The sequence below is a fragment of the Falsiroseomonas ponticola genome (genome assembly GCF_016805305.1).
GTDB lineage: Bacteria > Pseudomonadota > Alphaproteobacteria > Acetobacterales > Acetobacteraceae > Falsiroseomonas > Falsiroseomonas ponticola.
This window is the reverse complement of record NZ_JAERQN010000001.1, coordinates 135,219-162,134: the sequence shown is the minus strand read 5'-3', so window position 1 is coordinate 162,134 and position 26,916 is coordinate 135,219. Positions and strand designations below refer to the sequence as shown.

Annotated in this window: 27 protein-coding genes; 15 read left to right on the top strand and 12 right to left on the bottom strand. The window is 71.4% G+C overall.

Annotated features, from left to right (window positions below; translation table 11 throughout):
* The first annotated feature begins 4 nt into the window (after positions 1 to 4).
* A complete protein-coding gene (locus JJI54_RS00740; protein ID WP_203069964.1) occupies positions 5 to 850 on the top strand; it encodes an HpcH/HpaI aldolase/citrate lyase family protein in 846 nt (281 codons plus the stop codon).
* Here the strand turns inward: JJI54_RS00740 and JJI54_RS00735 are convergent.
* Entirely contained in the window at positions 839 to 2,035 is a 1,197-nt protein-coding gene (locus tag JJI54_RS00735) for an MFS transporter (RefSeq protein ID WP_203069962.1), read from the bottom strand. The genes JJI54_RS00740 and JJI54_RS00735 overlap by 12 nt on opposite strands.
* A gap of 110 nt (positions 2,036 to 2,145) precedes the next feature.
* Here JJI54_RS00735 and JJI54_RS00730 point away from each other — a divergent pair, with 110 nt between their 5' ends.
* The gene (locus tag JJI54_RS00730) at positions 2,146 to 2,556 is read left to right on the top strand and encodes a group II truncated hemoglobin (RefSeq protein ID WP_203069960.1); all 411 of its coding nucleotides are present in this window, start codon (positions 2,146 to 2,148) and stop codon (positions 2,554 to 2,556) included.
* Positions 2,553 to 3,902: an 8-oxoguanine deaminase gene (locus JJI54_RS00725; RefSeq protein WP_203069958.1), complete on the top strand. Its 1,350-nt coding sequence runs from the start codon at positions 2,553 to 2,555 to the stop codon at positions 3,900 to 3,902. Before JJI54_RS00730 ends, JJI54_RS00725 begins: the two co-directional genes overlap by 4 nt.
* Here JJI54_RS00725 and JJI54_RS00720 read toward each other — a convergent pair.
* From JJI54_RS00720 to JJI54_RS00695, 6 genes are all read right to left on the bottom strand, one after another.
* A complete protein-coding gene (locus JJI54_RS00720; RefSeq protein WP_203069956.1) occupies positions 3,891 to 4,880 on the bottom strand; it encodes an NADPH:quinone reductase in 990 nt (329 codons plus the stop codon). The two genes, JJI54_RS00725 and JJI54_RS00720, sit on opposite strands and share 12 nt — an antisense overlap.
* 12 nt (positions 4,881 to 4,892) lie before the next feature.
* Complete coding sequence (locus JJI54_RS00715; protein WP_203069954.1) at positions 4,893 to 5,876, bottom strand: Bug family tripartite tricarboxylate transporter substrate binding protein; 984 nt, start codon at positions 5,874 to 5,876, stop codon at positions 4,893 to 4,895.
* Positions 5,873 to 6,415, bottom strand: a complete 543-nt coding sequence (locus JJI54_RS00710; RefSeq protein WP_203069952.1) for a 3-isopropylmalate dehydratase small subunit — start codon at positions 6,413 to 6,415, stop codon at positions 5,873 to 5,875. The genes JJI54_RS00715 and JJI54_RS00710 overlap by 4 nt, the downstream gene beginning before the upstream one ends.
* On the bottom strand, positions 6,412 to 7,698 hold the full coding sequence (locus JJI54_RS00705) for a 3-isopropylmalate dehydratase large subunit (protein ID WP_203069950.1): 1,287 nt from the start codon (positions 7,696 to 7,698) through the stop codon (positions 6,412 to 6,414). Before JJI54_RS00705 ends, JJI54_RS00710 begins: the two co-directional genes overlap by 4 nt.
* A gap of 75 nt (positions 7,699 to 7,773) precedes the next feature.
* Positions 7,774 to 9,735: an alpha/beta hydrolase domain-containing protein gene (locus JJI54_RS00700; RefSeq protein WP_203069949.1), complete on the bottom strand. Its 1,962-nt coding sequence runs from the start codon at positions 9,733 to 9,735 to the stop codon at positions 7,774 to 7,776.
* Between the two features lie 76 nt (positions 9,736 to 9,811).
* Positions 9,812 to 10,741, bottom strand: a complete 930-nt coding sequence (locus tag JJI54_RS00695) for a LysR family transcriptional regulator (protein ID WP_203069947.1) — start codon at positions 10,739 to 10,741, stop codon at positions 9,812 to 9,814.
* A gap of 133 nt (positions 10,742 to 10,874) precedes the next feature.
* On the opposite strand from JJI54_RS00695, the gene JJI54_RS00690 reads away from it, so the two are divergent.
* From JJI54_RS00690 to JJI54_RS00655, 8 genes are all read left to right on the top strand, one after another.
* Complete coding sequence (locus tag JJI54_RS00690) at positions 10,875 to 12,332, top strand: FAD-binding protein (protein ID WP_203069945.1); 1,458 nt, start codon at positions 10,875 to 10,877, stop codon at positions 12,330 to 12,332.
* Entirely contained in the window at positions 12,329 to 13,072 is a 744-nt protein-coding gene (locus JJI54_RS00685) for an SDR family NAD(P)-dependent oxidoreductase (RefSeq protein WP_203069943.1), read from the top strand. The genes JJI54_RS00690 and JJI54_RS00685 overlap by 4 nt, the downstream gene beginning before the upstream one ends.
* A 4-nt stretch (positions 13,073 to 13,076) precedes the next feature.
* Positions 13,077 to 13,883, top strand: a complete 807-nt coding sequence (locus tag JJI54_RS00680; RefSeq protein ID WP_203069941.1) for an aspartate/glutamate racemase family protein — start codon at positions 13,077 to 13,079, stop codon at positions 13,881 to 13,883.
* Positions 13,884 to 13,910: 27 nt separating this feature from the next.
* Positions 13,911 to 14,882, top strand: a complete 972-nt coding sequence (locus tag JJI54_RS00675) for a Bug family tripartite tricarboxylate transporter substrate binding protein (RefSeq protein ID WP_203069939.1) — start codon at positions 13,911 to 13,913, stop codon at positions 14,880 to 14,882.
* A gap of 11 nt (positions 14,883 to 14,893) precedes the next feature.
* The gene (locus JJI54_RS00670) at positions 14,894 to 15,862 is read left to right on the top strand and encodes a Bug family tripartite tricarboxylate transporter substrate binding protein (protein ID WP_203069938.1); all 969 of its coding nucleotides are present in this window, start codon (positions 14,894 to 14,896) and stop codon (positions 15,860 to 15,862) included.
* Between the two features lie 17 nt (positions 15,863 to 15,879).
* The gene (locus JJI54_RS00665; protein WP_203069936.1) at positions 15,880 to 16,461 is read left to right on the top strand and encodes a cysteine hydrolase family protein; all 582 of its coding nucleotides are present in this window, start codon (positions 15,880 to 15,882) and stop codon (positions 16,459 to 16,461) included.
* A 72-nt stretch (positions 16,462 to 16,533) separates the two neighbouring features.
* Positions 16,534 to 17,499 carry a Bug family tripartite tricarboxylate transporter substrate binding protein gene (locus JJI54_RS00660; protein ID WP_203069934.1) on the top strand — a complete coding sequence of 322 codons (966 nt, stop codon included), beginning with the start codon at positions 16,534 to 16,536 and terminating at the stop codon, positions 17,497 to 17,499.
* Between the two features lie 4 nt (positions 17,500 to 17,503).
* Entirely contained in the window at positions 17,504 to 18,313 is an 810-nt protein-coding gene (locus JJI54_RS00655; RefSeq protein ID WP_203069932.1) for an aspartate/glutamate racemase family protein, read from the top strand.
* A gap of 8 nt (positions 18,314 to 18,321) precedes the next feature.
* Here the strand turns inward: JJI54_RS00655 and ilvD are convergent, their stop codons facing one another.
* From ilvD to JJI54_RS00640, 3 genes are all read right to left on the bottom strand, one after another.
* Entirely contained in the window at positions 18,322 to 20,178 is a 1,857-nt protein-coding gene (gene ilvD / locus JJI54_RS00650) for a dihydroxy-acid dehydratase (RefSeq protein WP_203069930.1), read from the bottom strand.
* A gap of 89 nt (positions 20,179 to 20,267) precedes the next feature.
* Positions 20,268 to 20,963, bottom strand: coding sequence for a 2OG-Fe(II) oxygenase (locus JJI54_RS00645; protein ID WP_203069928.1), 696 nt, complete (start codon positions 20,961 to 20,963; stop codon positions 20,268 to 20,270).
* Between the two features lie 47 nt (positions 20,964 to 21,010).
* Complete coding sequence (locus JJI54_RS00640) at positions 21,011 to 21,817, bottom strand: HpcH/HpaI aldolase family protein (RefSeq protein ID WP_203069926.1); 807 nt, start codon at positions 21,815 to 21,817, stop codon at positions 21,011 to 21,013.
* Positions 21,818 to 21,912: 95 nt separating this feature from the next.
* Here JJI54_RS00640 and JJI54_RS00635 point away from each other — a divergent pair, with 95 nt between their 5' ends.
* The 4 genes from JJI54_RS00635 (at position 21,913) to JJI54_RS00620 (ending at position 24,501) form a co-directional block, all read left to right on the top strand.
* Positions 21,913 to 22,257: an ArsR/SmtB family transcription factor gene (locus JJI54_RS00635; protein WP_203069924.1), complete on the top strand. Its 345-nt coding sequence runs from the start codon at positions 21,913 to 21,915 to the stop codon at positions 22,255 to 22,257.
* The gene (locus JJI54_RS00630; protein WP_203069923.1) at positions 22,254 to 22,691 is read left to right on the top strand and encodes an SRPBCC family protein; all 438 of its coding nucleotides are present in this window, start codon (positions 22,254 to 22,256) and stop codon (positions 22,689 to 22,691) included. Before JJI54_RS00635 ends, JJI54_RS00630 begins: the two co-directional genes overlap by 4 nt.
* Before the next feature lie 43 nt (positions 22,692 to 22,734).
* Positions 22,735 to 23,211 carry a DUF1579 domain-containing protein gene (locus JJI54_RS00625; RefSeq protein WP_203069921.1) on the top strand — a complete coding sequence of 159 codons (477 nt, stop codon included), beginning with the start codon at positions 22,735 to 22,737 and terminating at the stop codon, positions 23,209 to 23,211.
* A 102-nt stretch (positions 23,212 to 23,313) separates the two neighbouring features.
* The gene (locus JJI54_RS00620) at positions 23,314 to 24,501 is read left to right on the top strand and encodes a hypothetical protein (protein ID WP_203069919.1); all 1,188 of its coding nucleotides are present in this window, start codon (positions 23,314 to 23,316) and stop codon (positions 24,499 to 24,501) included.
* A gap of 11 nt (positions 24,502 to 24,512) precedes the next feature.
* Here the strand turns inward: JJI54_RS00620 and JJI54_RS00615 are convergent, their stop codons facing one another.
* Both JJI54_RS00615 and JJI54_RS00610 read right to left on the bottom strand, forming a co-directional pair.
* Positions 24,513 to 25,505, bottom strand: a complete 993-nt coding sequence (locus JJI54_RS00615; RefSeq protein ID WP_203069917.1) for a PhnD/SsuA/transferrin family substrate-binding protein — start codon at positions 25,503 to 25,505, stop codon at positions 24,513 to 24,515.
* Between the two features lie 5 nt (positions 25,506 to 25,510).
* On the bottom strand, positions 25,511 to 26,830 hold the full coding sequence (locus JJI54_RS00610) for a Rieske 2Fe-2S domain-containing protein (protein WP_203069915.1): 1,320 nt from the start codon (positions 26,828 to 26,830) through the stop codon (positions 25,511 to 25,513).
* Positions 26,831 to 26,916: the final 86 nt, after the last annotated feature.

The window sequence follows — 26,916 nt, the reverse complement described above, 5'->3', positions numbered from 1 at the left end:
CGCCATGCCGAGACGCCGCCGCAGCGCCCTGTTCATGCCGGGCTCCAATGCCCGCGCGCTGGAGAAGGCGCGCGGCATCGCCTGCGACACGATCCTCTTCGACCTCGAGGATTCCGTCGCGCTGGAGCAGAAGGCGCTGGCGCGGGACCAGGTGGCGGCGGCGATCCGCGCCGGCGGCTACGGGACGCGGGAGCTGGTGGTGCGGGTGAACCCGCTGGGCAGCGACCTGGTGGCGGATGACATCCGCATGGCGGTCGCGGCCGGCGCCCATGCCGTGCTGCTGCCGAAGACCGAAAGCGCCGCCGATGTGGTGGCGGTGGAGCAGGCGCTGGCCGATGCGCCGGCCGCCATGGGCATCTTCGCCATGGTGGAGACGCCGCGCGCCATCCTGGCGGTGGCGGAGATCGCGGCGCGGGCCGGGGCCGGGCGGCTGCAGGCGCTGGCCGTGGGGCCGAACGACCTGGCGAAGATGACGGGCGTGCGGGCGGGGGCGGATCGCGCGCCGATGCTCTCCTGGCTGTCCCAGGTGGTGCTGGCGGCCAAGGCCTATGGCCTCTCCGCCCTCGATGGCGTCTACAACAACTTCCAGGACGAGGAGGGCTTCGCGGCCGAGTGCCGCCAGGGCCGGGCGCTGGGCTTCGATGGCAAGACGCTGATCCATCCCCGCCAGATGGAGCCCGCCAATGCGCTGTTCGGTGCCTCGGCGGAGGAGGTGGCCTGGGCGCGCCGCATCGTCGCCGCCTTCGCGGAGCCGGCCCATGCCGCGGCCAATGTCATCAACCTCGATGGGCGGATGGTGGAGCGGCTGCACCTGGAGGAAGCGGAGGCGCTGCTCGCCTCAATCGGGTAGGGCGGGGCGCCGCAGCAGCGCGATGCCGACGACCAGCGCGGGCAGGCCGCAGGCGGCGAAGCCCCAGCCATGCTGGCCGGTCAGGCTGAGCACCAGCGAATAGGTCAGCGGCAGGACCAGCGCGCCGAGCTGGCCGCTGGACAGCACGCCGCCGGTGGCCGCGCCGCTCATGCCCTTGGGCGCCAGGCGCGCCGCTTCGGACAGCAGCACGCCATGCCAGGACATGGCGGTCAGGCTGATGCCGATGGCGACGCTGGCGAAGAGCGCGAGCGGCCAGGCGGCGCCGGAGAGGCCGAGCAGCCCCGTGCTGACGGCCATGCCGAGCGACAGCGCCCCCATCAGCGCCCGCGGCGCGACATGCCCGCTGCCGAGCCAGCCCCAGAAGATGCGCGCCGGCACCGCCACCACCATGGCCAGCGAGAACACCGCGCCGGCGATGGCCAGGCCATGGCCGAGATGCACGAGGTAGATGACGAAGAAGCCGATGAAGACCGTCTGCAGCCCGTTGAAGGCGAAGCAGGCGAAGGCGAGGTTGCGCAGCGCCGGGCTGCCCGCCACCACCTGGCCCGACAGCCAGAGGTCGCTGATCTTGAAGGCGCGGCCCGGCATGCGGTCATTGTCGAAGGTGGCGCGCAGCGGCTGCAGCGCGACCGCGAAGACCAGGCAGAACAGGGCCGCGATCTCCAGCGCCGCGCGCCAGCCGAGCCAGGCGGTCAGCCAGGGCCCGACCAGGCCCGAGAGCAGGAGGCCCGCCGGCACCGCCGTCTGCTTGATGGAGAAGACGAGCGGCGCCTGCTTCGGCGGCGAATGGCGGCCGAGCAGGTGGGAACTCGCGGGGGTGGAGACCGCCGCGCCGCCGCCGCCGATGATGGCGGAGAGCGCGAAGAAGAAGAGCGGCCCGACCGCCGCCGCCGCCAGCCCGATGGCGAGCATGACCAGCGCCAGCTGGCTCATCCGGAGCGCGCCCCAGCGCAGGATGAAGCCGCCGCAGCCCATCTGGAAGACGAGGGAGGCCGCCGCCGCCAGGCCGACATAGACGCCGGCCAGGGCGGGATCGAGGCCGAGATCGGTGATGATGGCGGGCGCGATGATGGAAGGCAGGTTGCGCCCCAGCGCCGCGCAGGTCTGCTGCAGGAACATCGCGCCGAGGATGACGAGCAGCAGGCGTGGAATCTGGACGGCCATCTCGCCTTGCCGGACGCTCCCTGGAAGGGGGCCAGGATAGGCGCCCCGCGCCGGGGCCGGAACCCGCTTCAGGCTTCGCCCTGGCCCGCTTCCCGGGCATGATGCGGCGCATGACCGCCGATCACGTGACCTCCCCCCAATCCCCCTATGCCCTGCTGGGCGGGGAGGAAGGGCTGCGCCGCCTGACGCGCCGCTTCTACGCGCTGATGGACGAATTGCCCGAAGCCGCCGCCTGCCGCGCCATCCATCCGGAAAGCCTGGAGCAGGCCGAGCAGCGCTTGTTCGAATACCTCTCCTTCTGGTTCGGCGGGCCGCCGCTTTTCCTCCAGTCTCGTGGCGCGCCGATGCTGCGCGCGCGGCACCTGCACGCCCCCATCGCGGGGCCGGAGATCGAGGGCTGGATCGCCTGCTTCCGCCAGGCCTGGGCGGAACAGGTCCGGGACCCCGCGCTGACCGAGGCGGTGATGCCGAAGGTCCTCGCCATGGCGATGCATATGCGCAACCGGGAGGATGCGGCATGAGCCTGCTGCTGCGGGGAGCCGCAGTCGTCCTGACGATGGACGCGGCGCGGCGCGAGCTGCGCGGCGGCTGGGTGCATGTGGCGGGCGGCGCCATCACCGCGGTCGGGGCCGCCGGCGAAGCGCCGCCGCCGGCGGCGGAGAGCATCGACCTCCCGGGCCATGTGCTGATGCCCGGCCTGGTGAACACGCATCACCACATGTACCAGTCCCTGACACGCGCCCTGCCCGCGGCGCAGGATGCGGAGCTGTTCGACTGGCTCGGCGCGCTCTACCCCGTCTGGGCGCGCATGACGCCGGAGGCCCTGCGCATCGCGGCCGCCACGGCGATGGCGGAGCTGGTGCTGAGCGGCTGCACCACGGCGGCCGACCACCACTACATCTTCCCCAATGGCTGCCGGCTGGACGATACGATCGAGGCGGCGCGGGAGATCGGCATCCGCTTCCACCCGACGCGCGGCGCGATGAGCCTCGGCCAGTCCAGGGGCGGGCTGCCGCCGGATGCGGTGGTGGAGGAGGAGGATGCGATCCTGGAAGACATGGAACGCGTCGTCGCGCGCTTCCACGACCCCGCGCCCCATTCGATGCTGCGCATCGGCATCGCCCCCTGCTCGCCCTTCTCCGTCACGCGGGAGTTGATGCGGGATGCCGCGGGCTTCGCGCGGGCGCGGGGGCTGCGGCTGCACACGCATCTGGCGGAGAACGACAAGGACGTGGTGTTCAGCCGGGAGAAGTTCCGCTGCACGCCGGCGGAATATGCGGAGGAGCTGGGCTGGGTCGGGCCGGATGTCTGGCATGCCCATTGCGTGAAGCTGGATGAGGCGGGCATCGCGCTCTTCGCCCGCACCGGCACGGGCGTCGCGCATTGCCCCTGTTCCAACATGCGGCTGGCGTCGGGGATCGCGCCCATCCCGGCGATGTGCCGCGCGGGCGTGCCGGTCGGGCTCGGCGTCGATGGATCGGCGTCCAATGACGGCGCGCATATGCTCGGTGAGGCGCGGCAGGCGATGCTGCTGGCGCGCGTTGGCCATGGCCCGGCCGCGATGACGGCGCGGGATGCGCTGGAGATGGCGACGCTGGGTGGCGCCCGCGTGCTGGGGCGGGACGATATCGGCGCGCTGGCGCCGGGCATGGCGGCGGATCTCGTCGCCTTCGATCTCGGCGGCATCGACCATGCCGGCGCGGGGGCGGACCCCGTCGCCGCGCTCGTCTTCTGCACGCCGGCGCGGGCCGCGCTCTCCGTCATCAATGGCCGCGTCGTGGTGCGTGACGGGCGGCTGCTGACGCTGGATGAGCGGGCGCAGGCCGCGCGCCACCGTGAGGCGGCGCGGGCGCTGCTACAGGGCTGAGGCGCAGTCCAGCACGACGTTGCCCATGACCTCGCCCCGCGCGACCAGGTCATGCGCCTCCGCGCAATCCTCGAGCGGCATGACGGCGCCGATGGCGTGGCGCAGCGCGCCCGATTCCATCCAGCGCGTCAGCGTGGCCAGGCCCTCGGCGCGGGCCTCCGCGGGCAGGTCATAGACGATGAAGAAGCGGATCGCGACGCCGGAGAGGATCAGCGGGAAGAAGGGCAGCGCCATCTCCGGCTTGCCGCTGCCGTAGCAGGTGCAGAGGCCACCCCTGGCCACGATCTGCGGCAGCAGCGCGGCATTGGCGGCCAGGTCCACCTCCACCACGCGATCGACACCCTGGCCGCCCGTCAGTTCCTTCACCGCCGCGGCCACGTCCTGCGTCCGGTAGTCGATCACCGCATCGGCACCGGCGGCCTTGGCATGCGCCGCCTTGCCCGGGCTGCTGACGGTGGCGATGACCTGCGCGGCGCCCAGCAGCTTCGCCATCTGGATGGCGTAGTGGCCGACCGCGCCGGCGCCGCCCGCCACCAGCACGCGCTGCCTCGCCACGCCGCCATCGAGCTGCACGGCCCGCCAGGCGGTCAGCGCGGGGATGCCGAGGCAGGCACCTTCCTGGAAGCTGGTGCCGGCGGGCAGGGCCACGGCCTGGGCGGCGGGCAGGGCGATGTAGCCGGCCGCCGTGCCCAGCGCCCGCTGCCACTGGCCGTTCCAGATCCAGACGCGCTGCCCGATCCGCGCGGCATCGACGCCCGCGCCCACCGCCTCGATCGTGCCGGCGCCGTCGCTGTGCGGGATGATGCGCGGCGCCAGCATCGGCCGGCTGCCGCCCCGCGCCTTCCAGTCGGAAGGATTGACGCCGGAGGTGGCGAGGCGGACCAGCACCTCGCCCGGCCCGGGTGTCGGTGTCGGCATCTCGCCGACGGTGATCACCTCCCGTGCCGGTCCCGTCCGCTCATACCAGGCTGCGCGCATGCTGCTGTCTCGCTACTGATCGAGGCGGATATTGCCGATGCGCACGGCCTCGCGCGAGGTCTCCATCTCGTCCCGGATCACGGCCGTGTAGTTGGCGGGGGTGATGGCCTCCGCGGCCGGGATGGCGCCGCCGAGGCTCTCCAGCCGCTGCCTGATGGTCGCGTCATGCATGGTGCGGGCCAGCGCCGCGCGCAGCGTCTCCACCACATCGGCGGGCATGCCCGCGGGGCCGAGCAGCCCGAGCGTCGTGGTGAGTTCCTGCTGGACCAGGCCCGCTTCCCGCAGCGTCGGCACATCCGGCAGCTGGCCGGCGCGGCTCGCGGAGGCGACGGCGATGATGCGCGCGCGGCCATCGGCGTGCAGCGGCAGGGCGGAGGAGAGCTGGTCGAACACCACCGGGATGGTGCCGGCGATGAGGTCGTTGATGGCGGGCCCGGTGCCGCGATAGGGCACATGCACCAGGTCGGCCCCCGTGCCCGCATTGAACAGCTCCACCGCCAGATGGGCGCCAGACCCGATGCCCGCGGTGCCGGCGGAGAACTGGCCCTTCTGCGCCTTCGCCGCGGCGACGAATTCCGCCAGGTTCCGCGCGGTGACCTGGCGGGAGACCATCATCACGATCGGCACGCGGTAGCAGATGCCGATGGGGCCGAGGTCGCGCAGCGTGTCATAGGGCAGCTGCGCCATGGCGACGGGGAAGAGGGAGAGCGGGCCCGTCGAGCCCAGCAGCAGCGTATGGCCATCCGGGCGCGACCGCGCCACATGCTCCGTGCCCACGATGCCGCCGGCGCCCGCGCGGTTGTCGATGACCACGGGCTGGCCGAGCGCGGCGGAGAGGCCGGGGGCGAGGAGCCGCGCGGTGAAATCGACGTTCCCGCCGGGCGGGAAGCCCACCACGATGCGCACGGGGCGGTCGGGGAAACGGGTCTGCGCGCGCAGCGATGGGGCCGCGAGCATTGCGGCACCGGCCAGCACCAGGCGTCGGTGGAGGGTCATGGGGTCGCTTCCTCTCGGGCTTGTTGCGCGCGGCGCTCGGCGAATTCGCGTTCCAGCAGCGGGATGATGCCGCCCGCGCGCCAGATCTGCACCATGCGGGGGGAGAAGGGCTTGGATTGCAGAATGCGGCCATCGGCCAGCGTCACCACGCCGGTTTCCGGATCGGCGCCGATGACGTCGCCATCCCGCACCGCGCCCTGGATGCCGGGGCAGATCATCACGGGCAGGCCGGCATTCAGCGCGCGGCGCAGCAAGCCGGCATCGCAGCTTTCCACCACCACCACCGCGATGCCGGAGGCGCGGATGGCGACGCTGACCTCCACATGGTTGTGATGCGCGAAGTTGCGGCCGCCCACGACGATATCGCCCGGCCGCACCTCGGCGGGGAATTCCGGCCGCAGGCGGCGGAAGCACATGGCGCGCAGCGCGGCCTCGTCATGTTCCTTGCCGAAGCTGTCGCGGATGATGGCGAATTCGATGATGCCGTCATCGCCGGAGACATCGTCCCCGAAGACCCAGGCGCGGCCGCGCGGGCTCATGCCACGCCCTCCGCCATCATCGGCCGCGGGTCGGCGATGCGGCCCTCGATCGCGGAAGCGGCGACGACGGCGGCGCCGGCCAGGTGGACGCGCGCGCTGCGGGCGCCATTGCGGCCGGCATAGTTGAACTGCTGGGTGGAGATCAGGACCTCATTGTCGTTCAGCACGCCCTGGTAGCCCCAGCAGGTGGTGCAGCCCGGCGCGAGTACCGTGGCCCCGGCCTCCGCGAAGACTTCCAGCAGGCCCTCGCGCGCCGCGGCGGCATAGACGTTGCGGCTGCCCGGCGTGATGTAGAGCGTGACATGCGGTGCCACGCGCCGGCCGCGCAGCAGCCCGGCGGCGAGGCGCATATCCTCCATCCGCCCGCCGGAGCAGGAGCCGATCGTCGCCTGGTCGATCCGCTGGCCTGCAACGTCGCCGACCGGCACGGCGGCATGCAGGTCCGGCGGCAGCGTCACCATGGGCGCGATGGCGCCGAGATCGTAGGCGAGGTCGGCGATGTAGGGCACGCCGGGATCGGCCTCCACCAGCTGCCAGGGGCGGCCCTGGGCGCGGGCCTCGACATAGGCGATGACCGCGTCATCGACCGGCATCACGCCGGTATAGGCGCCGCTGTGGAACAGGCTGGCCAGGATCGTCTCCCGCTCATCCATCGAGAGCGTCGCGATGCCATCGCCCGCGAATTCGACGCAGGCCTGCAGCAGCGCGGAGTTGGTGGTCTGGTCGCGCAGGATGGTCTGGATCACGTCCCGCGCGCCGACGCCGAAACCCAGCCTGCCCCTCAGCGTGATGCGGGCCGAGGGCGGCACGGCGATCCAGGTGCCGTCCTGGATCAGCGCCACGATCACCTCCGTCGAGATCGGCAGGTTCAGCGCGCCGAGCGCGCCGATGGAGGCGATGTTGCCTTCGTCGGAGAAGATCAGCGTGCCGGGCCGCGCGAAGCCGCGTTCCGTCAGCACGAGGTGGCGGAGCCCGTTGCCGGGGCCGAAGAAGGTCTCGATGCCCTGGCTGGCGCACCAGTCGCGCAGCGTGCGGTGCGTCTCGTGGTGATGCGATCCCATCGCCGCGCTGGTGGAATGGTCGATGACCATGATCGCCTTGTCGGGGCGCGGGATGCGATCGACGCCGATGCGGTCCAGGTTGCGCTTGTGGCCTGGCCAGAAGAGTTCCTGGCAGGCGACATAGTCCGGGGAGAGGGTGACATAGTCACCGACCTCCACCGCCGGCAGGCCGGCGGCGCGGGCGATGATCTTCTGCGCGACGCTGCGCGGCGTCCCGTCCATGCGCGTTTCCCCTGGTGGCAGGCTTAGGCCAGCTTTATGACCTTAGGCCCGCCACCCCGGGGTGTCCACCGCCCCTCAGGGCAGTTGCGCCAGCGTGCCGGCCCGGGCGCGCTCCACGGCGCGCGCGGCATCCTCCGGCAGCAGCAGCCGTTCCGCCACCGCGCGGTCGGCCGCGGCGCGCACGGCGGCGACATAGGCGGCGTCATCCGCATAGCGCTCCGTGATGGAGGGACGCGGATCGTTGGCCGCGATCCGTGCCTCCCGCGTCGGCGCGAAGGGGGAGACGGCGCCCTGCAGCGGGAAGAGCGTGCCCGCGCCGAAGCCCGGCGCGCGCGGGTTCCAGCCGGTGTAGCTGGCGCGCGGCACGGCGAGTGGCAGCATGCGGATGCCCGCGATCGCCATGCCGTCCGCATCGGCGCGCGGCACGAAGACCGGGTATTCGCCGATCAGCCGCGGCGGCAGCACGGATTGGTCGGAGATGGCGGCGCCGGTCATGATGGCGGCATAGGGCAGGCCGGGGATGCCGGCGGGCACGGCGCCCGCCGCTTCCACCAGCGTGCCATGGGCGCGCATCGGCACGCGGCTGGCGGGGGGTTCCACGCCCTCCGCGATCCAGGCCTCCATCGCCACCAGCAGGGCGCGCATCGGCGGGCCCGCATGCATGGGGTTGGTCGGCAGCGCCATGGTCGGCACGCGCCGCACGCTGTCGTTGGGCTGCGCGTAATGCGGCGTGCCGGCGACCATGTAGGCGCGCACATCGGGCGGCAGGTCGATGTGGTTGCCCGCCAGGTCCGTCACGATCAGCGAGGCGCGCGAGGCCCACCATTCATGCTCGCTGTCGGTATGCATCACCTTCGGGCAGGTGCCGTTCAGGCGGCAGCGCATCAGGATGCCGTCGGTGCGGCCGGACAGGGGGTCGCGCATCGCCGCATAGGTGAAGGGGAAGGTGTCGGCCTGCCAGGCCGGGTCCTGCGGATGGCGCGCATTCCGCCCGGGATTGCCGAAGCGGTAGTTGGTGGCCATTCGGCGCCCGCCGGCGATGTGGGGCATCACGCCATCGAAGACCATGCGGCCGCGCATGTCCTCGTTGAAGCCGAGCCAGAGGAAGTCCCGCAGGAACCGCCCGGACTGGGAGACGCCGAAGCCGATGGCGCGCTGCACGGTGGAACGCCCCTGCGCCGCCAGCGGATTCGAATCGCTGCCGTCGCGGCGCAGGAAGGCGGCGACGTCGCGCGTGGCGGCGAAGCCCAGCCCCAGCACGATCGGGTCCTTCGCGGTGTAGGTGACCTCGTAGAGCGCGGCGGCGTCGAAGCCGGTCGCGGGCCGCGTGATCTCCACGCTGCGCGGGCCGGTGGCGCGGATGGCGAGGTCCGGCGGCGTCTGCCGCGCTTCCGACCAATGGCCGCGCACCGTCACCGCCAGGCTGGCGGCATCGGCGATGGGCCAGGTCAGCGTCGCGGTGGCGGGATTCCGCGTGTGGTCGAAGAGGAACTCGTCGCGGGAGGGGCCGGTCACGCCCTCCAGCACCGGCGCGCGCAGCGCGAGCTGGTTGGGCTCCGAGGGGATATCCGCCTGCCAGCCGATCCAGGCCATGGAATAGCCGAGGCGGTGCAGGAAGCCGATGCCGGCATCCGCCGCCTGTTCCGCCCGCGTCGCGCCGGGCTGCGCGACATCGTCGAAGAGCTGCGGCGCCAGCTTGGTGCCGCGGTTCGGCACATCGACCAGCAGCGTCCCATTGCCGCGCGCGGGATCGGCGGGCCGCAGCACCACCACATCCGCCACCGCCTCCACGCGGCCCTGCGCGTTGCGGGGCGCGCGTTCGATATCCGCGATCACCGCGTTGCGCGGATCGGCGGGATCCACCGCGATGGTGGCGCGCCCGGTGATGCGGAGATAGGTCCCCACGCCATCGAAGCTGCGGCCCTGGAAGGCGGGGACGCTTTCCAGCACCTCGAACCGGATGACCTCCGACAGGGCGGGCGAGGCGAGCGCCCCGATCCCGCCGGCGAGCACACAGGCAAGCAGCGCGCGCTTCATGGCTGTTCCTCCGTCGCGCGCTCGTCGCGGCGCGCTGCGGGAAGCCTCCCGCAGACAGGGCGCGCTGGCAACGGGTTCAGCGGCGCCGGATGCGGATCGGGGCGGCGCTGGCGTGGCGCAGATGGTCCGGGAAGGCCCGCGCCGCGAAATCGGCGAAGGCGCGGACCTTGGGCGCGGTGAAGCGCGCCTTGGGATAGGCGACGTAGAAGACCTGCGCCTCCGTCTCCCATTCCTCCAGCACCGCGCGCAGGCGTCCGTCGCGCAGATGCGTATGCGCCAGCAGGCCGAGCACGTAGCAGAAGCCGCCACCCTCCGCCGCGGCGTTCAGCAGCGCATCGCTGCTGTTGAAGGCGAGCGGCCCGGCCGGTTCGATGACGACGCGTTCCGCCCCGCGCTGGAACCGCCAGGCGCGCGGCGGCGCGCCGGTATCGGCGACCCAGGCCAGGCCCCGCGCGGGATCGATGGCGCCGGGATGCGCGGGCACGCCGTGGCGGGCCAGGAAGGCGGGCGCGGCGCAGACGACATGGGTGCTGCGATAGACGGGGCGGGCGACGAGGTCGCCGGTCTCCACCTCATCCATCCGGATCGCGACATCGATGCCGCGCCGCGCCAGGCTGTCCACCTCATTCCCCAGGATCGTCACCACGCGCAGCCCCGGATGCGCCGCGGCGAAGGCGGCGAGTGCCGGCGCCAGCACCATGTGGCCGACGGCGATCGGCACCTGCACGCGCAGCACGCCGCGCGGCGCGTCGCCGCCGGCTTCCGCCTCCGCCTCCGCCACCGCGCCGAGGATGGCGCGGGCTCGGGGCAGGAAGGCCTCCCCTTCCGGCGTCAGGCGCAGGCTGCGCGTGGAACGATGCAGCAGCGCCGCGCGCAGATGCGCTTCCAGCGCCTGGAGCTGCGCGGTGACGGTGGGTGCGGAGAGGCCGAGCCGCGTGGCGGCCGCGGCCAGGCTGCCGCCCTCCGCCACCGCCACGAACACCTGCATCGCCTTCAGCCGGTCCATGGCGGGAGCCTATCCCATCATTCGGGAAATCCGAAGACTGTCTTCGGCGCCACCGGCGTCCTCGGCCGTTGCCCTCCGGCCGTCGCGGGTGAAGGCTCTGCCCGTCCAAGCAAAGGGGAGCGGCGCCGGTCACATGGCAGCGGGGGAGGGATTCGACCTGGTGGTGGCGGGCTGTGGCGTGGCGGGGCTTTCCGCCGCCGTGGCGGCCGCCGAGCAGGGGGCGCGCGTGGTGGTGCTGGAACGCGCGCCGCAGGCCGAGCGCGGCGGGCAGAGCCGCTACACCGAGGCCTATCTCCGCATGAAGAGCGAGAGCGAGGTCACCGACGATTTCGAGACGCACCTCGCGGAGAATGGCGCGCTGCCCTATGCCGATCCCGACCTGGCGCCGGAGGTTGCGCGCCCTATGGCGGATCGCGCCGGCCATGCGCGCGCGCTGTCGATGATCGATCCCGATGTGGTGCAGGAATTCGCCAACCAGGCCGGGCCGACCATCGCCTGGCTGAAGACCATGGGCGTGCGCTTCGACTTCCTGCCGACGCAGTTCCTGACGAAATCCCAGCCGCGCCTGCTGCCGGTCGGCGGCGGCGCGGCGCTGGTGGAGGCGCTGGCCAGGCGCGCGGAGGCGCTGGGCGTCGCCTTCCGCTACGAGACGACGGCGCAGAAGCTGATCCAGGACGAGGAAGGCCGCGTCACCGGGCTGGTCGCGCGCCAGGCCGGGCGGATGCTGCGCTTCCACGGGCCCGTGACGCTGGCCTGCGGGGGCTTCGAGGGCGATGCGGAGATGTCCACGCGCTACCTCGGCCCGCGCTCCTCCTTCCTCCGCACCATCTGCAAGGGCGGGCTGTTCAACCGGGGCGAGGGCATCCGCATGGCGCTCGACATCGGGGCGGCGCCGAGCGGCGATTTCGGCAGCTACCATGCGGAGCCGATCGACCCGCGCTCCTCCATCGCGGAGCCGTCGGTCTTCCTCTTCCCCTATGGCATCCTGGTCAACAAGGAAGGCCGCCGCTTCGTGGATGAGGCGCCGGGCACGGTGGACGCGACCTATGAGCGCGTGACGCGCCGCATCTACGACCAGCGCGACGGCATCGCCTGGGTGATCCTGGACGCCCGGCACCGGGAGATTCCCAACTGGCGGCTCGGCCTGCGCACCGACCAGCCGCCGATCGAGGGCGAGAGCATCGAGGCCCTGGCACGCGCCATCGGCCTGCCGGAAGCGGCGCTGGTGGAGACGGTGGCCGGGTACAACGCCGCCTGCGTGCCGGGCGACTGGAAGCCGCTGCAGCTGGATGGGCTGGCGACGCAGGGGCTGATGCCGCGCAAGTCGAACTGGGCGACGCCGCTCGTGACCGGCCCCTTCCACGCCTATCCCATCATCTCCGCCAATGTCTTCACCTTCGGCGGCGTGCGCGTGGACGGCAAGGCGCGCGTGCTGGACACGGGCGGCGATCCGATCCCCGGGCTCTACGCCGCGGGCGAGGTCGTCGGCATGTATTACGGCACCTATACGGGCGCGACGTCGGTGCTGAAGGGGCTCGTCTTCGGGAAGCTCGCGGGCGCGGATGCCGCGACGGCGAGGCGCAACCTGTGACGGCGACGCTGCAGGGCCGCGTCGCGCTGGTGACGGGCGCCGCGGGCGGCATCGGCGGCGCGACGGCGCGCGCCCTGGCCGCGCGCGGCGCGCGGCTGGCGCTGGCGGATCGCGCGGCGCCGGCGGTGGAGGGTGCGCTGAACCTGGCCGTGGACGTCACGGATTCCGCGCAGGTGCGCGCCATGGTGGATCGCGTCGTCGCGGAGTTCGGGCGGCTCGACATCCTGGTCAATGTCGCGGGCACCGTTTCCATGGGCGCGGCGGCGACGCTGCCGGAAGCGGAGTGGGACCGCGTGATGGCGGTGAACCTGAAGGGCAGCTTCCTCTGCTGCCAGGCGGTGATTCCCGCCATGCGCGCCAACCGCCACGGGCGCATCATCAATATCGGCTCCATCATCGGCAAGAATGGCGGCAATGCGCGCCCCTGGATCGACGCGGCGGAACAGGACCGCGCGAGCAACGTGGCCTATGGCGTCTCCAAGGCCGGCGTGCATGCGATGACGGCCTTCCTGGCGCGCGAACTCGCCGCCGATGGCATCACGGTGAATGCGGTGGCGCCGGGGCCCATCGCCTCCGCCATGACGACGAATTTCCCGGCGGCGCTGCAGGCGCTGATCCCCGTGGGTCGCATGGGAAGGGCGGAGGAGGTGGCGGCTGCCATCGCCTTCCTCGCAGGCCCCGACACGGGCTTCATCACCGGCGAAGTGCTGGACATCAATGGCGGCATGTGGAGCGACTGAACCGATGAAAATCTGGCACCACAGCTTCACCGTGCTGCAGAACCTGCCCGCCTATGCGGAGGCGATGGCGGCGCATCTCGCGCGCGCCGCCGCGCCGGGGACGGAGGTGGTGATGCATGGCATGCATCCCGAGACCTACCTCACGGAATATCCCGGCAACGACATCAGCTTCCACTACTTCCAGACCCTGCACAGCCAGCAATTCGTGCTCGGCGCCATCGCGGCGGAGGAACAGGGCTTCGACGCCTTCGCGATGATGACACTGCCCGAGCCATCCCTGATGGAAATCCGCAGCCTGGTGGACATCCCCGTCGTCGGCTACGGCGAAAGCGCGATGCTCGCGGCCTCCATGCTCGGCCAGAGGATCGGCGTGCTGCTCTTCATCCACGGCATGGCGGGGACGGTGGAGCGCAATGTGGAGCGGATGGGGCTCACCTCCCGCTTCGTCGGCGCGCAGCCCGTCTCCTTCACCTTCAACGATGTGCTGGCCGCCTATGCCGGCGATCCGGCGGAGGTGGTGGCACGCTTCCACGCCGATGCGCGGGCGCTGATCGCGCGCGGCGCGGATGTGATCATCCCGGGCGAGGCGCCGCTCTGCCTGCTGCTGTCCAAGGCCGGCGTGACGGCGGTGGATGGCGTGCCGGTGCTGGACCCCGTGACGGCGACGGTGAAGGCGGCGGAGATGATGGTCGGCATGCGGCGCATCACCGGCGCGAAGCCCAGCCGCCGCGGCTACTTCCAGGCACAGCCGCCCCGCGCGCGGGTCAAGGAGCTGCTGAAATTCTACGGCATCGACCGCCTCGGCGGCTGAACGACAACAAGGGGGAGGAAACGAGGCATGATGGAACGGCGCACCCTTCTGGGCATCGCGACCGGCGCGGCGCTGGCGCGGGGCGCCACCGCGCAGGAACGCTTCCCCACGCGCGGCCTGCGCATCGTCATTCCCTTCGCGGCCGGCGGCAGCACGGATATCCTCGCGCGGCTCTGCGCGCAGATCCTGACGGAGAAGCTCGGCCAGGCGACGGTGGCGGAGAACATCACCGGCGCCGGCGGCACCATCGGCGCGCAGCGCGTGCTGGATGCGCCCGCCGATGGCTATACGCTGATGGCCGGCACGCCGGGGCCCATCACCATCAACCCGCACCTCCAGCCCCGCATCCCCTACCAGCCGCTGCGGGATTTCGAGCCCGTGGCCTTCGTCGGCGCCAGCCCGGCCGTGGTGGTGGTGCGGCGGGACAGCCCGATCCGCAACCTCGCGGACCTCATCGCCGCGGCGAAATCGAGCCCCGGCCGCCTCACCTACGGTTCCGCCGGCATCGGGTCCTTCGCGCATCTGTCGGGGGAGCTGTTCAAGTGGCGCGCGGGCGTGGACCTCACGCATGTGCCCTATCGCGGTACCGCGCCCGCCGCCACCGATATCATCGGCGGGCGGCTCGATGCGATGTTCGAGAACTACCCCTCCGTCCAGGCCTATCTGACGGGGGGCGAGCTGCGCACCATCGCCATCGGTGCCGCCACGCGCTCCGCCCTGCTGCCCGGCGTGCCGACGGTGAGCGAGGCCGGCGTGCCGGGCTATGAGAGCACCTCCTGGTTCGGCCTTTTCGCCCGCGCCGGCATTCCGGCCGCGGCGCTGGCGGCCATGAATGCCGCGATCAATGCGGGCATCGCGGAACCCGCGATGACGGCGCGGCTCGCGGGCCTCGGCATCGAACCCGCCGGCGGCCCGCCCGCCGCCTTCCGCGACTACATCGCCCGCAAGCTGGACGAGACGGGCGAGCTGATCCGCACCGCACGCATCACCGCCGAATGAAGGGGAACGCCATGACCACGCTCTCTCGCCGCGCGCTCCTGCTCGCGGCCCCTGCCATCCTGCCGGGGGTCGCGCTGGCCCAGGGCTGGGCGCCGACGCGGCCCGTGCGGCTGGTCGTTGCCTATCCGCCGGGGGGCGCGACGGACCTGGTCGCGCGCTGGGTCGCGCGGGAACTCACCACGCGGCTCGGCCAGCCGGTGGTGGTGGAGAACCGGCCGGGCGCCAATGGCATCCTCGGCAGCCAGGCGGTGCAGCAGGCGGCGCCGGATGGGCAGACGCTGATCTTCACCACGGCGGACACGCATTCCGTGAACCCCGTGGTCTATCGCCGCCTGCCCTACCAGCCGCAGAGCTTCGTGCCCGTTTCCGCCGTGGCGCGCCTCGTCTTCTCGCTCGTCACGCGGCCGGGGCTTGGCCCGAAGAACGCGCAGGATTTCGTCGCGCTGGCGCGCTCGCGCGCCTCCAACCCGCTCACCTTCGCCTCCTGGGGTGTGGCCAGCACCTCGCAGGTGATGATGGAGACGATGAAGTTCGAGACGCGGGTGGAGATGCAGCACATCCCCTTCCAGGGCGCCGCGCCGGCCGTGCAGGCGCTGCTGGGCGACCAGGTGGATGCGATGATGCTGCCGGTCGCGGTCGCCATCGGCCAGCAGGGGCGCCTGCCCATCCTGGGCGTCGCGACGGCGCAGCGCTTCTCCGCCATCCCCGATGTGCCGACCTTGACCGAACAGGGCATCAACCTGGCCGGCGACCTCTGGCTCGCCATCCTCGCACCGCCCGGCACGCCGGTGGCGATCGCGGAGCGCATCGCGCAGGAAACCCAGGCCTTCGTCCGCACGCCGGCCGCGCTGGAATTCCTGACGCCCAACGGGCTGCTGGCGGATACGCAGGATCGCGCGCGCTTCATCAGCTACCTGGCGGAGGATGACGCGGTGTGGCGCGCGCGCGTCGAACGCCTGGGCATCAAGCTCGACGACTGAAGACAGGAACACGCAGAATGAAGTCGATCTACCTCGTCCTCGACATGGAAAACGACCTGGTGGCGGAGGACGGGCCGAACGGGAAGGGGCCGCTCGGCGCGCAGGTGCAGGGCCGCGGCATCATCGCGAAGACCGCCAAGGCCATCGCCAAGGCGCGCGCGGCGGGCGTGCCCATCGGCTATGTCCGCGTCGGCTTCTCCCCGGACTACCGGGAGGCGCCGACCACCTCAATCATCTTCAACGGCGCGCGGCAGCATGGGCTGTTCAAGCTGGGGTCCTGGGGGACGGAGATCCACAAGGAGCTGGCGCCCCAGCCCGGCGATTTCGACATCGTCAAGCACCGCGTGAGCCCCTTCTACGCCACCAACCTGGAAGCGATCCTGCGGGCGCATGGCATCGGGCGCATCATCTGCTCCGGCGTCTCCACCGTCGCCGTCGTGCAGGGCTGCGTGCGGGACGGGCATGACCGCGACTACGTCATGACGGTGCTGGAGGATTGCTGCGCCTGCCCGACGCCGGAGGACCACGAGGCCGCGATCCGCGCGCTGCAGCGCTTCGCGACCTTCACGACGTCGGAGGCCATCGACTTCAGCGCCTGAACGGCAGCGGCGGCGCTTGAAGGGCGCCGCCGATCCGGTGCAGGCTGGGTTGCATACAGGGAGGATACCAGGATGCTCACCCGTCGCGCCCTGCTGGGCATGGCTGCCGCCGGCATCGCCGCGCCCGCGCTGGCGCAGCCTGTCGCCGGCGGTCGCACCATCCGCATCATCGTGCCCTTCGGCGCCGGCGGCGCGGTGGACATCGTGGCCCGGCTGGTGGCGCAGGAAATCGCGCCGCGCCTCGGCCAGACCGTGGTGGTGGAGAACCGCACGGGCGGCGGCGGCAACATCGCCATGGAGCATGTCGCGCGATCCGCGCCCGATGGCACGACGCTGCTGATGGCCTCGCCCTCCGTCATCGTGAACCCGCATCTCTATCCGAGCCTCACCTATGACCAGGCGACGCAACTCGCGCCGCTGATGCTGGTGGGGGAGGTGCCCTCCGTCATGATCGCGCCCCCCTCCTTCGAGGCGAATGACGCGCGCGCCTTCATCGCCATGGCCCGCGCGCGGCCGGGGCATTTCACCTTTGGCTCCGGCGGGTCCGGCACCACGGAGCATCTGGCGAGCGAATTGCTGAAGCTGCGCGCGGGGCTCGACATCGTGCATGTGCCCTATCGCGGCGGCGCGCCGGCGATGACGGACCTCCAGGCCGGGCGGCTGTCCATGATGTTCACCAACCTGGCGCAGGCGCTGCCGCTGATCAGGGGCGGGCAGTTCAAGGTGCTGGGCGTCGCCGACCGCCAGCGGCATCCCGCCCTGCCCGATTCCCCCACCTTCGCGGAGCAGGGGATCGAGGGCATCAACGTCACGGTCTGGTGGGGCATCATGGGCCCTGCCGGCATGCCGCCGGAAACCACGCAGCGCCTGCACGCCGTGCTGGCGGAGAGCATCGCCGCGCCCGGCATGACCGCGGCGCTGGAACGCCTCAGCGCCAAGCCGCTCGGCGGCAGCATCGAGAGCTTCGCCCAGCGCCTGGCCAGCGAGGGCAGGTCCTGGGGCGAGGTGATCCGCGGCGCCAATATCCGGGCGGAGTGAAGGCATGAAGCTCTGGTACCAATCCCTGACGCACCCTGATGCCTGGCCCGCCTACCAGGCCGCGCTGCGCCGCGTGCTGGCGCAGGCGACCGATCCCGGCACGACCATCGAGGTGCATGGCATCGAGAAGCGCGGCGGCGTCGGCGACCAGTACCGGCGGCTCGAATTCATCGAGACGATCGAGGTGCTGGAGAATGTCGAGCGCGCGGAGGCCGAGGGCTTCGATGCCGTGCTGCTCGGCAACATCGCCGATCCCGGGCTGCGCACGGCGCGGGAGATGGCGCGGATCCCCGTGCTGGGCCTCTGCGAATCATCCCTGTTCACGGCCTGCCAGATGGGCGTGACGGTCGGCCTCGTCGTCTCCAATGACAAGCACTACTCCCGCATCCTGGAGAACGTCGCGCTCTACGGGTTGAACACGCGCGTCGTGGCGGTGGAGCGGATGGCGGTGGACCGGCTGGTCGATCTCGATGCCGCCTTCAGCCCGGGCGAGCAGCGCGACCGCATCCTCGGCCAGTTCCATGCGGCGGCGGAGGCCTGCGTGGCGAAGGGGGCGGAGGTGGTGATCCCCGCCGTCGGCGTCGCCATGGTGCTGCTGGCGGAAGCCGGGGTGCATGAGACGGTGAAGGACACGCCCGTGCTCTGCGGCCCCATGGCGCTGGTGCAGGCGGGGCAGGCGGCGGTCCGCCTCTCCCGCGCCATGGGCGGGCGCTACGCCAGCCGGCGGGGCGCCTATGGCCAGCCGCCGCCGGGGCAGATCGAGGAGCTGCGCCGCTACTACGGCCCGGTCTACCCCGCCGTGAAGGCGGGGTAGGCCAGCCCCTACTTCCGGCGGAGCCCGCTGAGGTCCCGCACCGCGCCGCGGGACGCGCTGGTGGCCAGCGCCGCATAGGCGCGGAGCGCGGTGGAGACGGCGCGCTTGCGCGGCTCCGCCGGCTGCCAGGCCGCATCGCCCTTGGCTTCCATCGCCGCGCGGCGCTGCGCGATGATGTCATCGGGCACCGCCAGGTGGATGCGGCGGTTCGGGATGTCGATCTCGATGATGTCGCCTTCCTCCACCAGCCCGACCAGGCCGCCCTCGGCCGCTTCCGGCGAGAGGTGGCCGATGGAGAGGCCGGAGGAGCCGCCGGAGAAGCGGCCATCCGTCACCAGCGCGCAGGCCTTCCCGAGCCCGACGGACTTCAGGTAGCTGGTGGGGTACAGCATCTCCTGCATCCCCGGGCCGCCGCGCGGGCCTTCGTAGCGCACCAGCACGATGTCGCCGGCCTTCACCTTCTTGCCGAGGATGGCTTCGACGGAGGCATCCTGGCTCTCGAACACCCGCGCCGGGCCGGTGAAGGTCAGGATGGAGGCATCGACACCAGCCGTCTTCACGATGCAGCCTTCCTCCGCGATGTTGCCGAACAGCACGGCCAGGCCGCCATCGGCGGAGAAGGCGTGTTCCTTCGACCGGATCACGCCCTTGGCGCGGTCGGTGTCCAGGCTCTCCCAGCGCTCCGCCTGGCTGAAGGCGACCTGCGTCGGCACGCCGCCGGGCGCCGCGCGGAAGAATTCCAGCACGCTGTCATCGACCTTGCCGGCGATGTCCCATTCCTGCAGGGCTTCCGCCAGCGTCGGGCTGTCCACGCGGCTGACGCTGGTGTTCAGCAGGCCGGCGCGGTCGAGCTCACCCAGGATGCCCATGATGCCGCCGGCGCGGTGCACGTCCTCCACATGCACATCGGCGACGCTGGGGGCCACCTTGCACAGCACGGGCACGCGGCGCGACAGGCGGTCGATATCGGCCATGGTGAAATCGACGCCGCCTTCCTGCGCGGCCGCCAGCAGGTGCAGCACCGTGTTGGTGGAGCCGCCCATGGCGATGTCGAGCGTCATCGCATTCTCGAAGGCCGTGCGCGTCGCGATGGCGCGGGGCAGGACGGACATGTCCTCCGTTTCGTAGTGGCGGCGCGTGATCTCGACGATCCGCCGCCCGGCTTCCAGGAACAGGCGCTTGCGGTCGGCATGCGTCGCGACGACCGTCCCGTTGCCGGGCAGCGCCAGGCCCAGCGCCTCCGTCAGGCAGTTCATGGAATTGGCGGTGAACATGCCGGAGCAGCTGCCGCAGGTCGGGCAGGCGCTGCGCTCGATGACCTTCACCTCCTCATCCGTCACGGTCGGGTCGGCGGCGACGATCATGGCGTCGATCAGATCGACGGAGCGCTTCTGGCCGCGATGGATGACCTTGCCCGCTTCCATCGGCCCGCCGGAGACGAAGATGGCGGGGATATTGAGGCGCATCGCCGCCATCAGCATGCCGGGCGTGATCTTGTCGCAGTTGGAGATGCAGACCATGGCATCCGCGCAATGCGCATTGACCATGTATTCGACGCTGTCGGCGATGAGTTCGCGCGACGGCAGGCTGTAGAGCATGCCGTCATGCCCCATGGCGATGCCGTCATCCACCGCGATGGTGTTGAACTCCTTGGCGACGCCGCCCGCGGCCTCGATCTCCCGCGCCACCATCTGGCCGAGGTCCTTCAGGTGGACATGGCCGGGCACGAACTGGGTAAAACTGTTGACGACGGCGATGATGGGCTTGCCGAAGTCACCATCCTTCATGCCGGTGGCGCGCCACAGGCCCCGCGCGCCGGCCATGTTCCGGCCATGGGTGGTGGTACGGCTGCGGTACTGGGGCATCGTGGACGGTCCTGTGCCGGGTTGGGAATGCCGGGTCGGGCCGGCCTGCCGGCACGATCTAGACCCTGGGCGGCGCCTCGGCCAGACCGTCAGGCCGCGTCGTGCAGGATGATGCCGAGCGTCCGGCGCAACCCTTCCCGCACGCGGCTGACGCCATGGCGCATGGCGACGCGGTAGGTCCCGCGCGTGCCCTGCACCGGCCGGTGGTTCACCGCGAAGATCACGGCCTGGCCCTGGGCCAGCGGCACCACCTCCGCCCGGGACTGCATGCGGGGGCGCTGTTCCGTCACCACGAACTCGCCCCCTTCGAAGTCGCGCCCGGGGGCGGAGAGCAGGATCGTCGCCTGCAGGGGGAAGACATGCGGGCCATAGAGGTCCTGGTGCAGGCAGTTGTAGTCGCCCGGGCCATAGGACAGCAGCAGGGGCGTCGGCTTCGCCTGGCCGGCGGCGTGGCAGCGCGCCAGGAAGGCGTCGAGGGTGGCCGGGAAGGCCTCCCCCGCGCCGCCCAGCGCCTGGCGCCACCGCTCCGCCACCGGGGCCAGGCCGGCATAGAGCGCGGCGCGCAGCGCGGGCAGCGGGTCCGGCAGCGGATAGGCGAAGTAGCGGTATTCGCCCCGGCCGAAGCCGTGCCGGGCCATCACCACGCGGCTGCGGAAGGGGGCGGGGTCGTCGTAGAGCGCGGCCAGCCGCGCGCAGTCGGCCGCATCCAGCAGCGGCGGCGTCACGGCGCAGCCGGTCGTGTCGAGATCCGCCGCGATGCGCGGCCAGTCCAGGGGCAGGTCCATGCCGCGCAGCCTGCCACGGCGCGGCCGGTCGCACCCTCCGCCCGTTGCTACGGCAGCCCGTCCCGACCCGGATCGCCCGCCGGGGCGGGGCCGCGCCCGGCCTCGATGGCGCCGCGCAGGGCTTCGCGCAGCAGCATCACCTCATGCCCGATGCAGAGGCAGCGGAACCCGGCACCCCGCGCCGCCGCGGCCTGCGCGCCATCGGCGGCCAGCCAGCCGATCGGCTTGCCCTGCGCCGCCGCCGCATCCCGCAGCCGCGCGGCGGCGGCGCGATAGGCCGGATCCTCGAACCGCCCGGGGATGCCGAGGCTGTCGGAGAGGTCGAAATGGCCGAGCCAGAGCAGGTCGAGCCCCGGCACGGCGGCGATCGCCTCCGCGGCCTCGATCCCGGCGGCGCTCTCGACCAGGGCGATGGTCAGCACCGCCTGGTTGGCGGCAGCCATCTTCTCCAGCGGCGCGCCCGCCGCGTAGCCATCATGCGCCAGCCCGAAGGCGAGGCCGCGCCTGCCTTCCGGCCGGTAGCGGCAGGCCTCCACCAGCGCGCGGGCCTGGGCGGCGCTCTCCACCAGCGGCATCATGATCCCCAGCGCCCCGGCATCCAGCAGCGGCGGCGCCAGGCCGGGATCGGGGCGCGGCAGACGCACCAGCGGCACGATGCCCGCGGCGCGGGCGAAGGCGCATTGGGCCTTCACCCCCTCGATGCCGAGGCCGCTATGCTCCATGTCCAGGATCACGAACTCGGCGCCCGCGGCTGCCAGCACGGGCGCCAGGCCGGGGGTGAAGAACTCGAAGGCCATCAGGCCGAAGCAGGTCTCCCCGCGCAGCAGGCGCTGGCGGACCGGGTTCACGATCATCGGCCTCTTCCTCCCAGGCGGCGGCGATGCTGCGCCGGGCCGGGCGGAACGGGAAGGCTTGACCGCGGGGCGCCGCGATCCATATGCTTAACTCGATGGTTAAGCAAAACCCCGCCGCCGAGCCCCGCCTGGACCGCGTCTTCGCCGCGCTGTCGGACCCGACCCGCCGTGCCCTGATCGCGCGGCTGGATGCGGAGGATGGGCTCTCCGTCTCCGCGCTGGCGGAGCCGCTGGCCATGTCCCTGCCCGCGGTGATGAAGCACCTGGATGTGCTGGAAGGCGCGGGCCTGATCGCGCGCCGCAAGGCGGGCCGCACCGTCACCTGCCGGCTGACCGCCGCGCCGATGGAGGACGCCATGGGCTGGCTGATGCGCTACCAGCGCTTCTGGACCGAAAGCCTGGATCGCCTGGCCGCGGCGCTGGAGGCGGAGCAGCCGTGACCGCCGTGGTGCCGAGCCTGACGCTGGTGAAGCGCATCAAGGCCCCGCCCGCCACGGTCTTCGCCGCCTGGACGCGGGCGGAGATGCTGGCGCGCTGGTTCGGCCCGCACCACACGACGGTCGAGCAGGCGGAGATCGAGGCGCGGGAGGGCGGGCGCTTCCTGGTGCGCCTGATCGAGGACAATGGCGAACGCCACGGCGTCGGTGGCACCTACACGGTGTTCGAGCCGGAGCGCCGCCTGGTCTTCACCTGGGCCTGGGTCTCCATGCCCGAACGCGAATCCCGCGTGACCGTCGAATTCCGCGCCGTGCCGGAAGGCACGGAGGTCACGCTGACCCATGACCGCTTCGCCGATGCCGATACCGCCACGCGCCACCGCCGCGGCTGGACGGAATCGCTGGAGCGGCTGGAGGCGCTGCACGAGCACGCCTGACGTGCCCACCGGCTGAACCGCATCGCCGAGGAAGGAACACGGCATGGATATCCCGCAGCCCACGGCTGACCATGAATGGCTGCTGCGCCTGGTCGGCGACTGGACGATGGAAAGCACCTGCTCCATGGGGCCGGGCCAGCCCGAGCAGACCCTGCGCGGCACGGAGAAGGTCCGCGCCATCGGCGGCCTCTGGGTGCAGGGGGAGGGCCAGGCGGAGATGCCGGGCGGCGGCACCTGCACCAACATCATCACCTTCGGCTACGACATCGCCCGCGGCCGCTTCACCGGCAGCTTCATCTCCTCCGCCATGAGCATGATGTGGCTCTATGACGGGGTGCGGGAGGGCGAGGTGCTGACGCTGGACAGCGAGGGGCCGGACTTCACCGATCCCACCCGCCGCCTGAAATACCAGGACATCGTCGAGATGATGCCGGATGGCACGCGGTCCCTCTCCTCCCGCGTCCAGATGCCCGATGGCAGCTGGCAGCCGATCATGCGGGGGGTGTATCGCCGGGTGTGAGCCACGCGCCGGATTGACAGCGACGGGCCGGACAATGCTTAGTCTTCGAAGTGTATGCCCGGCCGTCCCCGCGCGGCCCAAGGGTTCGGAGAGGAAGCCGCCATGCCCCGCCTGCCCAACCGCGTCGAGGACATCATCGCCGCCCCCACGCGCCGCGGCCTGCCACGGAAGGTGACGCATCCGCCGGCGGACATCGCCGCCTCCATCAAGGGCATGGACAATTTCTGCCGCGTCATGGCGATCCGGCCCGGCGACCATGTGGTGATGCTGATCGACCCGCTGCTGGACCCGCGGGTGGTGCAGGCGGTGCAGGGCCTGGCGCGCGGGCGCGGCGCCACCTTCATCGCCTATATGGGCGACAGCACGCGCTACGTGACCATCCCGGATGAGGCGAAGGCGCTGCTGGAACGCGCGACCTTCGTCGTCTCCACCTGGTTCGCCAGCGTGATCGATCCCTTCTGCATGGCGCTGCGCAAGAACAAGGGCCAGCGCTGGGTGAAGATCACCTTCTTCCGCGACCTCGACCTGCTGAACACGCCGCAGGCGCAGTTCCCGATCGACCTGCTGGGCGAGATCATCCGCGCGACCTCCCGCCTGTTCCCGGAGCAGGGCGACTTCACCCTGCGCTTCACCGACCCGCGTGGCACCGATTTCCGCATCCCCTACACGGATGCGATGCTGCAGAAGCTGAAGCGGCACAATCGCTGGCGCGGGCACAATGTGGCGGATGAGGATGGCTGCTACGTCCACTATCTGCCGACGCATGGGCCGAACCTGTTCGAGCCGGGCATGGTGGGGCTGAAGCCGGAGGACAAGGTCGGCATCTCCGGCACCATCTGGGCGCAATGGGCCGTCGGCTTCGATCATCCCTTCGCCAGCCCGGTCGGCGTCGAGTTCCGCGACGACGTGGTCTTCGCCGTGCATGGCGAGGGCTTCGAGGCCGAGGTGCTGCGCGACTACCTGATCGGCGGCACGCTGGAGGAAGTGGGTTGCGGCCACAACCCGAAGGCGCCGCGCTTCGACATCTACCCGGCCGGCCCCAACAGCCCGGGCGCGCTGCATTTCGGCATCAATGCGCTGAAGCCCTCCGAGTATCTCCGGCGCGTCATGCCGAACTGGGAGGAGCCGCACATCCACATGGACCTCGTGACCTATGACAGCACGGTCACGGCGGGCAACAGCCCGATGATCGAGGATGGCTACCTGTTGTCGCTCCGCGACCCGAAGGTGGTGGCCCTGGCGGAGCGCTACGGCGATCCGCTGGAACTGCTGGAGGGTTTCCCGGTCTGAGGGGAAACCCCTCAGACCTTGTGAGCCTCGAGCGTGCTGGGGTGGAAGAGTTCCTCCGCCGCCAGCACGCGGTTCGACAGGCCCTGCGCATGGTGGTGGCGCAGGAAGTAGTCGAAGACGTGGCGGTTGGGTGCCAGGCCGTAGCTGAAGAAATCCTCGCCCATCAGCTGCCGCGCGCGGCGGAGATTCTCCTCCACGAAGGGCAGCGTGACCTTGGTGGCGGAGGTGTCGGTCAGCCGTTCCAGCGCGATGTCCTTCGACCGCTGGAAGCCCTTCATCACCGCCGTCGGCAGCCAGGGATGCTTCTCGACGAGGGTCTTCCGGATGCCCAGCACATGCATCACCGGGAAGATGCGCGTCTTCTGGAACCAGGCGGTGGCCTCGGCGGTGGGATCCTCGAACAGCCAGCGGATCGCGGGATCGCCACGCTCGAAGCAGGAGGGCGCGCGCGGGCCCATCACGCCATCCAGCTCGCCGGCGGCCAGCATGCCGGAGATGGTCTTGCCCTCCGGCGCATTCTCCACGACGACGCCCTCCGGCAGCGTGACGTTCAGCTTCTCGATCCGGCCGGGGCTCTCATAGCCGCCGCGCACCCAGGTGATGTCGCGCTGGTGGACGCCGTATTCCTCCGCGAGGATCGCGCGCGCCCAGACATTCGCGGTCAGCTGGTATTCCGGCATGCCGATGCGCTTGCCGCGCAGGTCGGCGGGCGAGGCAATGCCGCGGTCGTTGCGCACGACGATGCAGGTGTGGCGGAAGGCGCGGGAGGGGAAGACGGGAATGGCGACATAGGGGCTGTCGCCCCGCGCCACGCGCAGGCTGTAGGAGGAGAGCGAGAGCTCGCAGATGTCGAAGGCCTCATGCCGCATGGCCCGGAAGAAGATCTCCTCCGGCTCCAGCAGCATGAATTGCGGATCGACGGCATCGATCCGCGCCTCGCCGCGCACCAGCGGCATCATGCGGTCATAGGGGCCGATGGCGACGGAAAGGGAGAGGTTGGTCATCGTGCCTATTCTGCCGCCTGGGCCGGGGCCGCGCCGGGGAAGAGGCTGCGCTCCAGCTCCGTGGTGCCGAGGGTGCGCCAATCCGTGGTCTTCGGCACCACGCCCTCGAAGCTCGCAATGTCCCGCTTCGGCACCATCGGCTCCGTCCGGCCGAGCGCGGGCGCGCCTTCGGCGAAGGCCTTCGCGGCCTCGATCATCAGCCGGCGCCACTGCACGATCGCGACATCGCTGGCGCCGAGCCGTTCGGAGGTGCGGTCCGCGATCAGCCCCATGCCTTCCCACATCGCCATGTCCTGCGCGGGGATGCCCTTGATGCCGGTGAAATTGCCGAGCTTCATCAGGTTGCGGTCCTGCAGGTAGTCATTCTCCCGCACCCGCAGCCGCGTCCAGCCCTTGGCCGGATCCACATCGACCCCCGGCGTCAGCGCCAGGAACTTCCGCCATTCCGCCATGGAGGGCACGTCCGGCCCATCGCCCCAGGCGATGAAGTGGAACATGCAGGTATGGTCGTCGATCGGGATCGTCACCTGCGCCACGTTGTAGCTGGCGTTCGGCGGGATCAGGCAGATCAGCGGCGCGACGAAGGTCGTGATGCGCACATAATCCTGCGTCGCCGCATTCTGGATCGGGCGGCGGATGGCGGCGTAGCGGAAGCCGTAGGAGGTGAGCTGCACCTGCAGCCGTGGCGCCTTGTCCGTGGAAGGGCGCGTCCAGAGCTTCGCATTGGCGCTGGCCCGGCCGACGCGGGCGGGCACCATGTCCGAGGAATGCAGCGAGGAGGAATGGGCGCTGTCGATCTGCCCTTCCACCACCTGCGCCCAGTTGCAATCCACCCGCGCGGTGCCGATGGAAACCCGCGTCTCCGGCGTCGGCGCGAAGGGCGGCGGCTCGAATACCGGCATCGTCGCGCGGTCGCCCATATAGGCCCAGACGAAGCCGCCCGCTTCCTCGGTCGGGTAGGCGGGGTGCTTGAACTTCGCGGCCGCGCAGGCCTCCGGCGGCTCGGAGGGCATCTCCACCACATTGCCCTCCGCATCGACCTTCCAGCCGTGATAGAGGCAGCGCAGCCCGCCTTCCTCGTTCCGGCCATAGACCAGCGACGCCTTGCGATGCGGGCAGAATTCGCCGACCAGGCCGACGCGGCCCTCGGCATCGCGATAGGCGACCAGGTTCTCGCCCAGGATGCGCACGCGGATGGGTTTGCCCTCGGGCTCCTCCACCTCCTCCGACAGGCAGACGGGCAGCCAATGCTGGCGCATCAGGCGGCCCATCGGGGCATCGCCCTCGACGCGCGCCAGCAGCTGGTTTTCCTCATGGGTCAGCATGCGCTTCCTCCCTTCCGCCGGATCGCCCGATACTTAGCGTTCTAAGTGCCTGCGCCGCAAGGCGTGGTGCCGGGGGCTTGACCGAA

What these genes read in the sequence shown, in the direction of transcription:
- JJI54_RS00660 (WP_203069934.1), top strand. Translation starts at nt 16,534, where the DNA reads ATGCTCACCCGTCGCGCCCTGCTGGGCATGGCTGCCGCCGGCATCGCC.
- JJI54_RS00720 (WP_203069956.1), bottom strand. Translation starts at nt 4,880, where the DNA reads ATGCGCGCAGCCTGGTATGAGCGGACGGGACCGGCACGGGAGGTGATC.
- JJI54_RS00680 (WP_203069941.1), top strand. Translation starts at nt 13,077, where the DNA reads ATGAAAATCTGGCACCACAGCTTCACCGTGCTGCAGAACCTGCCCGCC.
- JJI54_RS00695 (WP_203069947.1), bottom strand. Translation starts at nt 10,741, where the DNA reads ATGGACCGGCTGAAGGCGATGCAGGTGTTCGTGGCGGTGGCGGAGGGC.
- JJI54_RS00670 (WP_203069938.1), top strand. Translation starts at nt 14,894, where the DNA reads ATGACCACGCTCTCTCGCCGCGCGCTCCTGCTCGCGGCCCCTGCCATC.
- JJI54_RS00625 (WP_203069921.1), top strand. Translation starts at nt 22,735, where the DNA reads ATGGATATCCCGCAGCCCACGGCTGACCATGAATGGCTGCTGCGCCTG.
- JJI54_RS00700 (WP_203069949.1), bottom strand. Translation starts at nt 9,735, where the DNA reads ATGAAGCGCGCGCTGCTTGCCTGTGTGCTCGCCGGCGGGATCGGGGCG.
- JJI54_RS00690 (WP_203069945.1), top strand. Translation starts at nt 10,875, where the DNA reads ATGGCAGCGGGGGAGGGATTCGACCTGGTGGTGGCGGGCTGTGGCGTG.
- JJI54_RS00725 (WP_203069958.1), top strand. Translation starts at nt 2,553, where the DNA reads ATGAGCCTGCTGCTGCGGGGAGCCGCAGTCGTCCTGACGATGGACGCG.
- JJI54_RS00665 (WP_203069936.1), top strand. Translation starts at nt 15,880, where the DNA reads ATGAAGTCGATCTACCTCGTCCTCGACATGGAAAACGACCTGGTGGCG.
- JJI54_RS00710 (WP_203069952.1), bottom strand. Translation starts at nt 6,415, where the DNA reads ATGAGCCCGCGCGGCCGCGCCTGGGTCTTCGGGGACGATGTCTCCGGC.
- JJI54_RS00675 (WP_203069939.1), top strand. Translation starts at nt 13,911, where the DNA reads ATGATGGAACGGCGCACCCTTCTGGGCATCGCGACCGGCGCGGCGCTG.
- JJI54_RS00615 (WP_203069917.1), bottom strand. Translation starts at nt 25,505, where the DNA reads ATGACCAACCTCTCCCTTTCCGTCGCCATCGGCCCCTATGACCGCATG.
- JJI54_RS00655 (WP_203069932.1), top strand. Translation starts at nt 17,504, where the DNA reads ATGAAGCTCTGGTACCAATCCCTGACGCACCCTGATGCCTGGCCCGCC.
- JJI54_RS00645 (WP_203069928.1), bottom strand. Translation starts at nt 20,963, where the DNA reads ATGGACCTGCCCCTGGACTGGCCGCGCATCGCGGCGGATCTCGACACG.
- ilvD (WP_203069930.1), bottom strand. Translation starts at nt 20,178, where the DNA reads ATGCCCCAGTACCGCAGCCGTACCACCACCCATGGCCGGAACATGGCC.
- JJI54_RS00640 (WP_203069926.1), bottom strand. Translation starts at nt 21,817, where the DNA reads ATGATCGTGAACCCGGTCCGCCAGCGCCTGCTGCGCGGGGAGACCTGC.
- JJI54_RS00635 (WP_203069924.1), top strand. Translation starts at nt 21,913, where the DNA reads ATGGTTAAGCAAAACCCCGCCGCCGAGCCCCGCCTGGACCGCGTCTTC.
- JJI54_RS00610 (WP_203069915.1), bottom strand. Translation starts at nt 26,830, where the DNA reads ATGCTGACCCATGAGGAAAACCAGCTGCTGGCGCGCGTCGAGGGCGAT.
- JJI54_RS00705 (WP_203069950.1), bottom strand. Translation starts at nt 7,698, where the DNA reads ATGGACGGGACGCCGCGCAGCGTCGCGCAGAAGATCATCGCCCGCGCC.
- JJI54_RS00735 (WP_203069962.1), bottom strand. Translation starts at nt 2,035, where the DNA reads ATGGCCGTCCAGATTCCACGCCTGCTGCTCGTCATCCTCGGCGCGATG.
- JJI54_RS00730 (WP_203069960.1), top strand. Translation starts at nt 2,146, where the DNA reads ATGACCGCCGATCACGTGACCTCCCCCCAATCCCCCTATGCCCTGCTG.
- JJI54_RS00740 (WP_203069964.1), top strand. Translation starts at nt 5, where the DNA reads ATGCCGAGACGCCGCCGCAGCGCCCTGTTCATGCCGGGCTCCAATGCC.
- JJI54_RS00620 (WP_203069919.1), top strand. Translation starts at nt 23,314, where the DNA reads ATGCCCCGCCTGCCCAACCGCGTCGAGGACATCATCGCCGCCCCCACG.
- JJI54_RS00715 (WP_203069954.1), bottom strand. Translation starts at nt 5,876, where the DNA reads ATGACCCTCCACCGACGCCTGGTGCTGGCCGGTGCCGCAATGCTCGCG.